This is a genomic window from Streptomyces sp. NPDC050704 (assembly GCF_040654355.1).
In the GTDB taxonomy this organism is placed as follows: Bacteria; Actinomycetota; Actinomycetes; order Streptomycetales; family Streptomycetaceae; genus Streptomyces.
In genome coordinates, this window is record NZ_JBFAHW010000061.1 from 23,683 (window position 1) to 36,997 (window position 13,315).

The 13,315-nt window shown below is 68.4% G+C and carries 13 protein-coding genes; 4 read left to right on the top strand and 9 right to left on the bottom strand.

Annotated features, from left to right (window positions below; genetic code table 11):
* The first annotated feature begins 113 nt into the window (after nucleotides 1-113).
* From AB0I18_RS30880 to AB0I18_RS30890, 3 genes are all read left to right on the top strand, one after another.
* Nucleotides 114-794 (top strand): DJ-1/PfpI family protein, encoded by a 681-nt coding sequence (locus tag AB0I18_RS30880; protein WP_363108914.1) that lies wholly within the window; start codon nucleotides 114-116, stop codon nucleotides 792-794.
* A gap of 220 nt (nucleotides 795-1,014) precedes the next feature.
* Nucleotides 1,015-1,464 carry a hypothetical protein gene (locus tag AB0I18_RS30885; RefSeq protein WP_363108915.1) on the top strand — a complete coding sequence of 150 codons (450 nt, stop codon included), beginning with the start codon at nucleotides 1,015-1,017 and terminating at the stop codon, nucleotides 1,462-1,464.
* A gap of 93 nt (nucleotides 1,465-1,557) precedes the next feature.
* On the top strand, nucleotides 1,558-2,181 hold the full coding sequence (locus AB0I18_RS30890; protein WP_363108916.1) for a TetR/AcrR family transcriptional regulator: 624 nt from the start codon (nucleotides 1,558-1,560) through the stop codon (nucleotides 2,179-2,181).
* A gap of 34 nt (nucleotides 2,182-2,215) precedes the next feature.
* Here the strand turns inward: AB0I18_RS30890 and AB0I18_RS30895 are convergent, their stop codons facing one another.
* The 5 genes from AB0I18_RS30895 to aztB all read right to left on the bottom strand — a co-directional run bounded on the left by AB0I18_RS30895 (nucleotide 2,216) and on the right by aztB (nucleotide 8,839).
* Nucleotides 2,216-3,931 (bottom strand): DHA2 family efflux MFS transporter permease subunit, encoded by a 1,716-nt coding sequence (locus AB0I18_RS30895; protein ID WP_363108917.1) that lies wholly within the window; start codon nucleotides 3,929-3,931, stop codon nucleotides 2,216-2,218.
* 508 nt (nucleotides 3,932-4,439) lie between these two features.
* Entirely contained in the window at nucleotides 4,440-5,639 is a 1,200-nt protein-coding gene (aztD, locus tag AB0I18_RS30900; protein WP_363108918.1) for a zinc metallochaperone AztD, read from the bottom strand.
* A gap of 105 nt (nucleotides 5,640-5,744) precedes the next feature.
* Nucleotides 5,745-6,713 carry a zinc ABC transporter substrate-binding protein AztC gene (gene aztC / locus AB0I18_RS30905; protein ID WP_363108919.1) on the bottom strand — a complete coding sequence of 323 codons (969 nt, stop codon included), beginning with the start codon at nucleotides 6,711-6,713 and terminating at the stop codon, nucleotides 5,745-5,747.
* Complete coding sequence (locus AB0I18_RS30910; RefSeq protein WP_363108920.1) at nucleotides 6,710-7,960, bottom strand: hypothetical protein; 1,251 nt, start codon at nucleotides 7,958-7,960, stop codon at nucleotides 6,710-6,712. Before AB0I18_RS30910 ends, aztC begins: the two co-directional genes overlap by 4 nt.
* A 21-nt stretch (nucleotides 7,961-7,981) precedes the next feature.
* Nucleotides 7,982-8,839, bottom strand: coding sequence for a zinc ABC transporter permease AztB (gene aztB, locus AB0I18_RS30915; RefSeq protein ID WP_363108921.1), 858 nt, complete (start codon nucleotides 8,837-8,839; stop codon nucleotides 7,982-7,984).
* A gap of 15 nt (nucleotides 8,840-8,854) precedes the next feature.
* On the opposite strand from aztB, the gene aztA reads away from it, so the two are divergent.
* A complete protein-coding gene (aztA, locus tag AB0I18_RS30920; RefSeq protein WP_363108922.1) occupies nucleotides 8,855-9,595 on the top strand; it encodes a zinc ABC transporter ATP-binding protein AztA in 741 nt (246 codons plus the stop codon).
* 304 nt (nucleotides 9,596-9,899) lie between these two features.
* Here aztA and AB0I18_RS30925 read toward each other — a convergent pair whose 3' ends face one another.
* From AB0I18_RS30925 to AB0I18_RS30940, 4 genes are all read right to left on the bottom strand, one after another.
* Nucleotides 9,900-10,715, bottom strand: a complete 816-nt coding sequence (locus tag AB0I18_RS30925; protein WP_363108923.1) for a hypothetical protein — start codon at nucleotides 10,713-10,715, stop codon at nucleotides 9,900-9,902.
* A gap of 237 nt (nucleotides 10,716-10,952) precedes the next feature.
* On the bottom strand, nucleotides 10,953-11,726 hold the full coding sequence (locus tag AB0I18_RS30930) for an SDR family oxidoreductase (protein ID WP_363108924.1): 774 nt from the start codon (nucleotides 11,724-11,726) through the stop codon (nucleotides 10,953-10,955).
* Between the two features lie 204 nt (nucleotides 11,727-11,930).
* A complete protein-coding gene (locus AB0I18_RS30935) occupies nucleotides 11,931-12,716 on the bottom strand; it encodes an SDR family NAD(P)-dependent oxidoreductase (protein WP_363108925.1) in 786 nt (261 codons plus the stop codon).
* Between the two features lie 347 nt (nucleotides 12,717-13,063).
* Nucleotides 13,064-13,267 carry a hypothetical protein gene (locus tag AB0I18_RS30940; protein ID WP_363108926.1) on the bottom strand — a complete coding sequence of 68 codons (204 nt, stop codon included), beginning with the start codon at nucleotides 13,265-13,267 and terminating at the stop codon, nucleotides 13,064-13,066.
* Between the last annotated feature and the right edge of the window lie 48 nt (nucleotides 13,268-13,315).

Consider the following 13,315-nt stretch of genomic DNA (forward strand, 5'->3'; position numbering starts at 1 on the left):
GGCCGGCGACGCCGTCGCGGGCACGACGCCGGCCAACCCTCCACAACAGCGCCGGGAACTACCGGTGGGGCCGAGCCGACCCCTCAGGGGAGAGTTCTCACTAGGAGGTTGCCTTGGAGCGCCGTACTTTCCTGCGCGCGTCCGCGTTGTCCACCGGGCTGGCGGCGACGGGTGTGCCCCTCGCCTCGGCGGCGTCACCGTTGCGGGTCCAGATTCTGCTCTACGAGGGTGTGGAGGAGCTGGATTCCATCGCGCCTTTCGACGTGCTGTCCATCGCCGCCACCATGGGCGGCGCCATCCGAACGACGCTGGTGTCGACCGACAAGCCGACCATGGTCACCGCGTCGAGAGGTCTGCGGATGGAGGTACCGCGCGGCTGGTCACCGCAGGACGCCGATGTGCTGATCGTGCCCGGCGGCATGCGTCACGACCAGCCAGGATCGGGCATGCACCGGCTGCTCGCGGACAAGGCCTTCATCCGGCGCCTCGCCGGCGTCGAAGCGATCATGGTCGGGGTCTGCACCGGCGTGATGGCCTTGTCGGCGGCCGGGTTCACGCGCGGCAGACCGGCCACCACTCACGCGGACAGCAAGGCCGCACTCGCCGCACAGGGCGCGAAGGTGGTCAACGCGCGCGTGGTCGATGACGGCGACCTCGTCACGTGCGGTGGCATCACCTCCGGTCTGGATGCCGCGGTCTGGCTGGTCGAGCGGTTCCTGGGCGCGCAGTTCGCCAACCAGGTCGAGACCGTGTTGGAGTACGAGCGCCGCGGCACGGTCTGGCGCAACTCGTAACGCAGCTCGAAGGGTGGACCACCCCGGCGACGAACGCGCCCCGGGGCTGGTCCACCGAGGTCAACGAGACGGTGCCGCGGCCGTGGAGCACCGCGTCCGGCGTAACGGCACACCGTGGTTTGCGCCGAGCGGGACCGACCGGACCGATGAGTTGAGCACGTACATCCGGTCTTCATTCAGCAACGGCCGCAAGATCCGCGGCCCATCCGAAGGAGACCTTGTGACGTACTCGGTGAACGACGACGCGCGCCCCCAGCTCAAAGCCCTCGACGTGCTCGTCGGAACGTGGAAGTTGAGCGGCGAAGCGGAGGGCGAGACGACGTACTCGTGGATGCGCGGCGGGCACTTCCTGATCCAGCGAGCGAGTCTGACCCAAGGCGGCGAGACGCACCACGTGACCGAGGTCATCGGCTATGAGAAGCCGTTCATGGCCGAGCAGGCCGCCGAGACCATCTCTTCACGGGCCTACACCGACAGCGGGGACACTCTTGACTACACCTGGGAGCTGGAAGGCGAGGTGCTGACCATCTGGGGCGGCGAGAAGGGGTCACCCGCGTTCGCGCGAGCGACATTCAGCGCCGATCGCAACACACTGACCGGCGCCTGGCAGTGGCCTGGCGGCGGATACGAGTTCAGCGCGACCCGGGTCTCGTCCAGGGCCGGCTCGTAAAGACGGCGAAGTCGGGTAGCACGTGCCCCGTCGCGATCGAACCGAAGAGGTTCAAGCGACTTGTTCATGGGACTCAGTCGTTATCATGCAGCCATGGCTCACGTTCCCGCGGCCGAGCGCCGCCCTCAGTTGATCAAAGCGGCCATCGACTACATGGCGAGGGAAGGGGTCGCGGCGGGAAGCACACGTGCCATCGCCGCCGAGCTGGGAGTGGCCCAGGCCACGGTGCACTACACCTTCGGCACGAAGGAAGAGCTGTACCGCGCCGTCATGGAGCAGCTCAAACAGGATCTGATCGCGCAGGTCGAGGGAGCGGCGCCGACCGGAGCCGGGTTCGAGGAGACGGTCGGCACGCTGGCCGCCGCCCTGTGGCGGACGGTCCGCGAGCAGCCCGCCAGTCATCAGCTCCTGATGGAACTGACCATGTTCGCGCTGCGCTCCCCCGCCCTGAACGAGGCTCTTGAAAGTCACAACCTGGGCGCGACCGAGGTGACGGCGCGACTGGTGACCGAGGCGGCCGAGCGCACCGGCCTGACCCTCGCCCAGCCCGCGGAGACGATTGCGCGGTTCTTCCTCGCCGGCTTCGACGGGCTGATGCTGCAGCACCTCTCGCACCCCGACGAGGAGGCCGAGCACGCCTGCCTCCAGGCGTTCGTGTCCGCAGTGGTGGCGATGGCCGGCGGCCGCCTGGACCTGGTGTCCGTACCTTCGAGCTGACAGCGGTCGGGCGCTCGCGCCGTTGCCACGTGGCTCATGGCTTCGGTCCCGTGAACTCGGACTCCTTCTCCAGGGCGGCCGAAGTCCCGGTCCCTTCGCCGGACTCGGAGTCACTCTCCGCTCCTGCCGCCGCGGTACGGTCCTTGCCGGGGAGCAGGAAGGCCACGGCCACCGCCCCCACTCCCAGGATCGCCGCGCCCACCAGGCTGGTGTGAGCCACCGCGTCCGCGAAGGACGAGCCGACCGCGTCCGCCATCCGGTGCGCGCCGTCGGCGAGTTGGCCGGCCTGCTCCTCGAGCTGTGCGGCCTGCTGCGGGTCGGTCGCCCGCGCCGCCTGTTCGGTGAGTTGCCGGGCCTGGTCGCCGATGCCCTGGGCGACCCCGTATCCGGCGGCGACCGAGTCCTGCGCCTGGCTCAGTGCGTCGGCGGGGAGTTCGCTGCCCGCGGTCGCGTCCGACAGGCCCGAGGAGTACGAGGTCGACAGCACTGACCCGAGGATGGCGATGCCGATCGCCCCGCCCAGCTCCTGCGAGGTGTCGTTGACCGCGCTGCCCACGCCCAGCTCCTCCTCCGGGAACGTGCCCATGATCGCGTCCGTGCAGGGCGCGAGCGCCAGGCCCATCGCGAGCCCGAGGGTGCTGAGGGGTGCCACGAAATCGCCGTACGACGACGACTTGTCGATCTGGGTGAGCAGCGCGAGTGCCGCCGTGCCGCCGACCATGCCCGCGACGATGGTCACCTTCTGACCGAAGCGCGGGGTGAGGTAGCCGGTCAGCACGGAGCCGGCGAAGACCGCGCCGGCGAGCGGCAGCATGCGCAGGCCGGTCTCCAACGCGTTGTATTCCAGGACGAACTGGAGGTGCTGGGTGACGTAGTAGAAGGCGCCGAAGATCGCGAGGAGGAACAGGACGACGGCGATGTTGGCACCGGTGAACGCGCGGTTCGCGAAGTGGCGCAGGTTGAGGAGGGGATGCGGGTGGTGCAGCTCCCACAGGACGAACGCCACGAGCCCCGCGACCGTGACGACCGTGGCCGTGACCGTCTTGGTGTCCCAGCCGTGCGGGGCCTCGATGAGGGTGAAGACCAGTGCGGCGATCCACGCCACCGACAGCAGACCGCCGACGTAGTCGATCCGCGGGCTGTGCGTGGCCTTGGACGGCGGTACCAGGACAAAGGCGCCGACGATGGCGAGGATGATCACGGGAATGTTGATCAGGAAGGTGGACTGCCAGCTGAAGCTCTCCAGCAGCATGCCCGCGAACAGCGGTCCAGCCGCGATGGCGATCCCGGCGGTGCCCGCCCACAAGGTGATCGCCCTGGTCCGCTCGGCGCGCGGGAAGGTCGCGGCGACGAGGGAGAGCGTGGCGGGCATGATGAGCGCCGCGCCGACACCCATCACGGCACGGGCCGCGATGACCCCGATGGCGCTGTCGACGAGTGAACCCCCTATCGCTCCGCCGCCGAACAGGACGAGCCCGAGAACGAGTGCACCGCGTCGGCTGTACTTGTCGCCGATCGCGGCGAACAGCAGCATCAGCGCGGCGTACGGGATGGTGTAGCCGTCGATGACCCACTGCAGGTCCGTGCTGGTCAGGCCGAGGTCCTGGGTCATGGAGGGGGCCGCGACCGTGAGAGCGGTGTTGGCCATCACGATCATCAGCAGGCTCAGACAAAGGACGAGCAGAGCCCACCAGCGCCGGGCGTAGGGCCGGTCCATGCTCTCGACCGGTTCGTTCATGAATACACGCATGGCCAGATCAGTCCTTCCGCCAAGGGGTCCGCGCGATGCCTCACGGGCAGGGGCGGGCGCACGGACAGAAAGGCACGCGACGCCTTCCGTTCGACGGACTTTATCACTCGACAAAGTCAAAGGATCGAGTCTGGCTCGCGCAGCCGTTGAGAGATGAGTCGCACAGTGGCCGGCCGCCTGGGCGCCCAGGATCAATGCGCCGACGACGCGCGCCACGGACACCCGCGATCGGATCGCGGGGGCGGATCAGCGAATGCCGGAGGGCCAGAGGCCAGAGGCGAGGGGCGAGGGGCAAGGGGCCGAGGGGCCGAGGGGCGGGCGGCGGCTATGCCGCCGCTGGCAGAGCGCAGCCATCCGTGCACACGTCGGCCCCGCAGGAGATACCCGTGGGTTTCCCCGCCTATTTCATGCCGCAGGCCGACGATCTTCGTGCCGGGGCACGCCGGCACCCCGGGCCGTCGTAGGACGTCGGCCCGGGGTGCGGAGCGGCTTCGCCGAGGTCGGACGATCAGTGGCCGGCGACGACGCCGGACAGCTCGTTCGTGCTCTTCGGCAGGGTCACGGACATGACCTTCTTGCCCGACTCGATGTCGATCGTGTGCAACTTGCGCTTACCCGGTTCGGAGACGTACGCGATGTCGTCACGGACGAAGAGGGTGGGCCGGGGCTGCTGCCAGTCCAGCGGCTCCTGCCACTCGTCTACGACGGGGATCTTCTTGTCCACCTTGCCCGTTTCCGGGTCGATGACGTGGAGGGTGCCGTTGGTGCCCAGGAGGAGTGCCTCGCCGTTGGGTCCGCGGCCGAGTGAGCGGAAGGAGTAGCTGGTGCCCAGGTCGACGAGGCGCAGTTTCCCGGTCTCGGTGTTGATGAGGGAGATGCGGGTCGGCCGCTCCAGTTCGGCCTCCGGGTCGGTCTTGTAGTCGCCCAGCAGGATGGGCGACACGTCGCTGCCACTCTGGTTACCGATGCGGCCGTAGTCGTCGGGGGCGTCGACCTTGGTGAACTTGCCGTCCTTGTAGATCAGGATGCCGTCCTCGCAGCCGATACCGATGGCCTCGCCCTTGGCCGCGGCCTCGCCGTGGACGCCGGGGCACTTCTCGTTGCGCTTGATCTCCTTGTTGTTCTTGTCCAGGACAAGGGCGCCGGTGCGCTTCTCCTCGGTGCCGAGGGTGCTGAGGAGTTCGCCGTTGCTCAGTTCGATGGCGACGCCGTGGTGCGGCTCGGCGGAGGTGTAGGTGCGGCCCTGCGGCTTCTTGCCGCCTTCGAGGTCGTCGGGGTCGAAGACGTTGACCTCGCCGGTGCCGTCGGTGAACAGCACCGTCTTGTCGGCGTGCCGTACCACGTGGCCGGGCTTGGCGCCCTTGTACTCGATGCCGGTGAAGGCCTGTTCGGTGACGCTCAGAACGCGGAAACCGGCATCGGTGGAGACCATGACGTGGGAGTCGTCGCCGGCGGGGTTGAGGCGGTTGAAGCCGGGCAGCTCGACCGTGGCGGCCAGCTTCAGGCTCTCGCCGTCCAGGACGTACATACCGCCGTCGAAGGTGGCGACCAGCGGGTCCTTGACCGCTACGGCCTTGGCCTGCGGCGTGCCCTCGGCCTTCGTGTCGGAGGAGGAAGTGGACTCGCCTCCGCAGGCGGTCAGGACCGCGGAGACCGCCAGGGCGAGGGCCGTGCCCGTGATGGCCCTGGTGCGTATCGGCTTGTTCACCGGTGTGTTCCTTTCTGTGCCGCGCGAGCGCGGCGGTGGGTGCGGATGCGGGTGTGGGTGTGCTTGAGGGACCGGTCGGCCGGTGTCCACGTCAGGGGCGCTGGTTCAGGCGCTGGTCAGGCCGTCCGCCATGGCGGTGGTGTTGGCGCGCATCATCTGCAGGTAGGTGCCGGCGCCCTTGCCCTTCGCGGTCAGCGATTCGGAGTAGAGCTCGACGACGCGCACTTGTCCGCCCATCTCCGTACGCAGCACTTCGGCCAGCCGCTTGGGCTGGGAGGCGTCCGCGAACACGGTTTGTACGCCCGCCTTCCGCATCGCCTGGGTGAGTGAGCGCAGGTCGGAGGAGCTGGGCGAGGCCAGCGTCGTACCGCTCGGGATGACCGCGCCCACCACCCGGAAGTCGAAGCGTTCGGCGAGGTAGCCGAAGACGTGGTGGTTGGTCACCAACGCGCGCCGCTGTTCGGGTATGCGGTCGAAGGACTTCTCCATCCAGGTGGTGAGGCCGGCGAGTTGGCCGTCGTAGCGGTCGGCGTTGGCGCGGACGGCCTTCTCGTCGACGCCGTCCACGTGCTCGACCACCTGGTCGGCGATCAGGCCGGCGGCCTTGCGTACGCGGTCGGGGTCCGTCCAGAAGTGCGGGTCGGGCTGCCCGGCCTCCTCCTCGGGTCCGCCGTCGTCGTGGGCCTGGAAGGTGAGCGGGTCCGCCGCCTTGCCGGCCTCGAAGGTGGCCACCCCTGCCTCGCGGGCCGCCTCCACGTGCCGCAGTACGTTCTCTTCAAGACCCAGCCCGTTGAAGATCACCAGGTCGGCCCGCTCCAACTCGGCGGCCTGCACGGCCGACAGACCGAAGGAATGCGGGTCGGCGTTCGGCTTCATCAGCACCGTCACCTCGGCCCCGTCGCCGACGATCTCCCGGGTGATGTCGCCCAGGATGTTGGTCGTCACGACCACCCGGGGCTGGTCACCGCTGCTCGTACAGGCGGTACCGGCACCGGCCAGGGCGAGGACGAGCAGGACCGGCAGGAAAGTGCGCAGCGACCACGGCCGTCGCGTCCGTCTCGTCTGTCGTGTCATCGGCCTGTCTCCACCATCAGGGCCGGCTCGATGTCCAGGTCGAAGGTGCGCGCGACGCGCAGGTTGTCGTTGTAGTCGATCTCGTACACGCGTTTGCCTTGGGGGTCGTTGAGGTATGCGCGGCTGCGGTCGACCTCGATGACCGGTCCCGCGCTCTGGTCGGTGGCGGCCTCGGGCGCGCCCGTCACCAGCGGCTTTGTCTTCGAAAGCGGCTTGCCGGTGGAGATGTCGTAGCCGTGCAGCGATCCGTCGGACTGGAGCACGATCAAGGGAGAGCCCTCGCCCGCCGTGTTTGCCGCGACGACGGGACCGGTCTTCACCCGTGTCCACGTGCGCTCGGTGACGTCCAGAACCCACACGGCCCGCTCCCCGGCCGAAGCCGTGAGCGTGTCGCTGCCGGGCCGGGACCGGAAGGCCGTGGCCCGTTCCTTCTCGGGTACGTCCTCGCCGTACGGGATCCGCTGGACCGTGAACGCGCCGTCGGTCTCACGGACGAGCAGGGCACCGTCGGCGCAGCCCAGAACGACTCCGCGCCGGGTGACGGCATCGCCCCGCGGGTCCTCGCACACCGCGTCCGGCGACGCGACGCGCTTGCCCGCGCGGTCGTACACCGCGAGCCGCGCGGCGTCCTGCCCGTTGTCGGTGAGGCTGGTGAGGCTGAGCAGGTGCTCCGCATACGGCACGACAACGCCCGCCTGTGTGTCGGGAAGCGTGCGGGGCGAGCCGGCCCTGCCCTTCTCCAGTTCGGCCCGACGGTAGATCCTGGCGCGGCCGTCCTCGTCGGTCACCGTGGTCACGGCGGCGTCGCTGCGGACGCGGGTGCCGGGCCCTCCGGGCAGCCGGCCCACGTCACGTACGGCCGCGCGGTAGTAGTGGACGTGGTCGCCGTGATCCACCGTCCAGGCGCCGCCGTCGAGGACGTGCAAACCGCCCGAGGTGTGGAAGTAGCCGAGCCGGCCATCTGTGGTGAGCCCGGTGGTGCCCGTCCTCCGGGACACCTTCTGCGCCTTTCCGGTGATCAGATCGAGCACCCGGGTGTCTCCGGTTCCCGGGTCGTTGAGCAGCAGCCGTGACTGCTGCTCCGCCTTCTCCTGTGCCCCCTCGACGTACCCGTGCGGAGGGGAGGCCGAGGCGCGGGACTTCGGAGCGGACGCGTCGTCGTTCTGACCGGCGCAGCCAGTGGTGAACACGGAGAGGGCCACGAGCGCGGCAGCCCCCCAGGGCATGACGTTGCTTCGGACGAGCAAGGAGATCGCCTCAGGTTCTTTTCAGTCGGTTGCCGCGGCGGGCACGCCGACGAAGCGCGCACGGCGGTGGTCGCGGAGACCGGATGCCAGGTGGGAGAGGAAGAACAGGGCCACCGCGAGGGCCGAGACGGTCGCGCCGGCCGCGGTGCTCAGATGCCAGGACAACAGCAGCCCGCCGAAGGTGGCGGTGATACCGAGCAGCGCCGCGAGGGCCATGACGCCCCGCACACTGCGCGCCCAGGGCAACGCGGCCGCCGGCGGAGCGATGAGCAGGCCCAGCACCAGCAGCGTCCCCACGATGTGGAAGGAGGCGACGATGGCCAGCGCCAGCAGACCGAGCAGCACGGCGTGAGCGAGCCGGGGACGCAGGCCGAGCGTTCGAGCCTTGCGCGGGTCGAAGGCCAGGGCGAGGAACGCCCGGTGGCCGAGGACCGAGACGACCAGTGCCAGCAGCAGCGCCACACCCAGCAGCACCAGGTCCTGCTCACGGACGGCGAGGACGTCACCGAAGAGGAACCCGGTCAGGTCGACCGCGAAGGACTGCGAGCGCGACACGATGATGACGCCGAGGGACAGCATCCCCACGAAGAGCAGGCCGATACCGGTGTCCTGGGACAGCCTCGGGGTGCGGCCGAGGACGGTGACACCGGCGGTCATGACGACCGCGCTCAGCACCGCCCCGACCAGCAGGTTGCCACCGAACAGCGCGGCGAGGGCGACTCCGGGCAGTAGCCCGTGGGACATGGCGTCACCCAGGAAGGCCATCCCCCTGAGCACTACCCAGGTACCGGCCAGTGCGCAGATCACCGACACCAGCATCCCGCCCCACAGGGCCCGTTGCACAAAGGTCACCTCGAAGGGAACCGTCAACCACTCCATGCGATGGACATTACAATGAAAATCATGTTCAAAAAATCCCCTCCTTTCGGCCAAGCCGAGGACAGGACGTCCCGCGTCCGCTTCACCGGGCTCTCCGCCGGCTACCCGGGCCGCCCCGTCCTCCATCAACTGGAAGCGGAGATACCGGCGTTGGCCACCACCGCACTCGTCGGCCCGAACGGAAGCGGGAAGTCCACCCTGCTCGGAGTCCTGGCCGGCGTGATCCAACCCACATCGGGCGAGCTCCACCACCACGGCGACCGGCCACCGGCGTTCGTCCCGCAGCGCGGCGCCGTCGGGGACGCACTGCCGCTGACGGTCAGGCAGATGGTGGAAATGGGGCGCTGGGGCGAACGCGGACCGTGGCGCAGACTGACCCGGCAGGACCGCGTTACCGTGGAACAGGCCATGGAGAGGCTCGGTATCAGCGACCTCGCCACCCGCCAACTCGGAGAACTGTCCGGCGGACAGCGGCAACGCGCCCTGATCGCCCAAGGACTCGCCCAGGAATCGGACCTGCTCCTCCTGGACGAACCGACCACGGGACTCGACCCCGAGGCGAGGGGCTGGATCGGCGCGCTGCTGACCGAACTGCCCGCTGACGGAGTGACCGTCGTCCACGCCACCCACGACCTCGAAGCCGCACGCTCCGCGGACGCCTGCCTCCTCCTCCACAACGGCCACCTGGCAGGACAGGGGCACCCCGAACAACTTCTCACCGCGTCAACGCTCGCCCACATCTGGCAACCGACGTGAGGTGACCGCCAATGCCCTGCCTCGTGGAGACGGCACTCATGTACTCACGTGCCGCGGCCGCAGGTCCGGCCCGGCTCACGTAGGCACCCAGCCATGGAATCGGCGTCCGATCACGGTCTTGATCCGCGACAGCGTCCAGGCCTGACCCGACCAACCGTGTGCCACCGCCCCCGGGCCAGTTCCTGTTCCTGTTCCTGTTCCCGTTCCAACACGATGAACAGCACTTCACTACTTCACTCAACTTGGCCTGGACAGCGGCCCCTTCGGTGCCAGGGCACGCTCCCCGCCCTGGCAGCGGGTTCTTTCACGGATTCCAGTGCATCGACTCAGATACTCGCTCGAAGCGCCGGGCGGCCAGCTCCTGCCTCCGGATCGCCCAGTGAAGTGAAAAGCCTTCCCTGCCGCCGATGCTGGGATGCCAGTCCGCCAACAGCGCCCAGTCCTCGAGGTCCCAGGTCTCGTCCGAGGAAATCGCAGCTGATTCTACGGGGTTCACGTCCATGGATTCCTCCAGGGCGTACCCGCCCACTTGCACCCACCCACCGCGGGGGAAGTCACGGCCGTCCACGTTCCACAAATCCGAGTTGATGCTCACGTAGGGCGCCCAGGGAAGTTCCTCGCCCCGCCAACCATGGTCCGTGGCCTTCGCCTTCGAGCTGTGGAACGGCAGGGACACATCGGCGGCCATATGCAGTTCACCCTGCGGATATTGCTCCGATATCTCCAGACAATCCGGATCCTCATCGTAGTACTCGAAGGTAATTACCCGTTCCTCGACGGCCGCCCCCTCGGGGACGTACATCACTTGACCGCCACCGTCCAGGTCGGGGAACGCGAATAGCAGCAGACGACCGTCGGGCGGCAGCGGAAGTCCCGTCACCTTTTCAGACAGATCTACACAATTGAGCGAGGCGACGAACGGAAACTCGGGTTCTGGGGCGCCAGGGGGAAGCAGCAGGGGTCCGCCATAGCGGCCCACGACAGGCCCGTCCCCGTCCAGCGTCAGGGTCGCACAAGGAAGGGCGGCACCTATCCACTGTTCCACGACGCCGGAGGGGATATTCCGCCTCACCATCTCCGCACGGTACCGGTCCAGCTTGTCCAACATCTCAGGCATCATGCGGGAACTATAGTGCGCCAACTCACGCCATACATGCGGTGCGCACTCGCTAACGTAGTTCGCTGCCGCCACCTCGAACCGAACAAAGGATGGTTCCGCAATAATCTCACCTCCGAAGAACGACGATCCTCGTCGTACCAGCTCGCAATGCACTTTCCGCTCCCCGCTCAAGGATCCGGACGCACTGCGACGGAAAGGGCTACGGAATCCAGGGAGGTAGTCATGCGTGGCGGGTCGTCATTCGCGCAATAGTGCGCCGCCGTTGATCGACCAGACCTGGCCGTTGATCCACTCCCCGTCCTCGGAGAGCAGGAACGCCACCACGCCGGCCAGGTCGCCGGGTTGGCCGAAGCGAGGGCTGGGGATGGTCATCCGCGCGAATTCCAGTGCCTCCGGGGTCAGGGCCATCTTCTCCGCGGACTCGGTCATCACCACCCCGGGTGACACGCAGTTGCAACGGATGCCCTGCTTGCCCCAGCGGGAGGCGACGTGGCGGGTGAGCGCGTTGATCCCGGCCTTGCTCGTCTGGTACGCCGCACGCTTGTGGTCGCCCACGTGCGCGGACGCGGAGGAGGTGTTGACGATCGCTCCGCCGCCCCGTTCGAGCAGCAGGGGAAGAGCCGCACGGCAGGTGAGCGCGTAGCCGATCAGGTTGATCTCCAGGGTACGCCGCCAGACGGCCGGGTCCATGTCCAGCAGGTCGCCGTCACGGCCCAGCACGTCCGCCGAGGCGTCGGCGCCGACGTTGTAGAGCCCGTCGACTCCGCCGAGTTGATCGACGGCGGTGTCGAACAGTCCTTGTACCGACCGCTCGTCGGCGAGGTCGAACTCGACGGCGAGGGCGGTTCCTCCGCCATCGCTGATGCGCTTGGCGGTGGCCTGCGCAGCGTCCATGTTGATGTCGCCGATCACGACCGTGGCGCCCTCGGCGGCAAGGCGCTCGGCGGTGCCGGCGCCGATCCCGTTGCCGCCTCCGGCGATGACAATGCGCTGTCCGGTGAGTCCCCTCATGGCATGACTCCTGTTCCTGTGTTCCTGTGTTCCTGTGTTCCTGTGTTCTTGCGTGGTGTGGTGCGGGGTGCGACCGCACGCCCGGCCGGCGACTCCTCGCGCGGTGCGCGGTCGGCCGGACCAACTTGTGAGCTGATGCGCTTGACGAACCGCTCCTGGTGCTCGGCGAGTTCGGGAGTGGCTCGGATGCCCTCTCAGGACCTCTCAGCCCATGACGTGGGGTTGGCCGGTCCAGGCAGTGAGTCCGCCGTCGACGGCGAGGGTGACGCCGGTGATGTACGAGGCGTCGTCGGAGGCGAGGAACGCGACCACCGACGCGATCTCGGACGGTTCGGCGGCGCGTCCCAGCGGGATGTGGTCTTCGTAGCGGTCGCGGACATCGGTGCGGGCGTCCAGCCACTGCCGCAGTCCCTGGGTGAGGACGGGCCCCGGGGCGATGGCGTTGACACGCACGCCCTGTTTGCCGAAGTCGACGGCGACGCTGCGGGTGAGGTTGATGACGGCGCCTTTGGCCGCGTTGTAGGCGGCGAGGTTGTAGTCGCCGCCGAGTCCGGAGATGGATGCGGTGCTGACGACGGAGCCACGTGTTGCCGCCAGGTGCGGCAGGGCGTAGCGGATGGTGTGGAACACCCCGTTGAGGTCGACGTTCAGCACCGCTGTCCACCCGTCGAGGGTGACGTCGGCAGCGTTGCCGGGAGCGGCGATACCGGCGTTGGGAACGACGAGATCGAGCCGGCCGTGCTCGGCGACGACCTCCTCGATCACTGTCCGTGTGGCGTCGGCGTCCGAAACATCAAGCACTCGGGGCTGCAGACGCTTCGAGCCGTGCTGCGTCGTGAACGACACGACAGCGTCCGCATCGATGTCCACCGCGACAACGACAGCGCCCTCGACCAGCAGGCGTTCGGTGATCGCGGCACCGATACCGGAGACTCCGCCGGTGACCATCGCCACCTTGCCGTCGAAACGGCTCTCTGCCCTTGCGTTCATCTCAATGCTCTCTTTTGGGGTGGGCCAGTCGACGCTGAGCTCAGGGGTCAGGGGTCAGGGGTTCTGGTAGCCGTGCGGGCCCGGCCTTGTCTGCGCCGCGGCACGTTCGCCGCGGCGTCGCCGCCGACGTTGTAGAGCCCGTCGACTCCGCCGAAGCGGTCGACGGGGGCTTCCTCTCTCGGCCGGACAGGGCCCACTCCCACGAAGCACATTAACCGACACTCGCAGGAAAACCAACAGATGTCGTTTATGCAGTCGATCCCGGCGCATGCGACAGGCCGGCGGCCGGCGCCGTCCTGCAGCGCCGAGCCCGTCACCAGCCCAAACGCCCCTTCTGGGGCAAGTAGCTAGCCGATGATGGTGTTGAGGAACGCCACGAGGGCCAGGAAGGCGCCCGCACCCGTGAGGGTGGCCTGTGCCCAAGACGCCCCGGCCAGTGCGGACATGCCACCGGCCGCGCACGCTCCCACGACGCCGAAGAGCAGGACCACGGCGGCCCTGACGGACAACAGCGGTTCAGGGCCGGGGTCTTCGGTCTGGCGTCGATCCACTGAGCACTCCCAAGAAGACGGCTTCCCTCACTCCCGGACGGAGGTCGT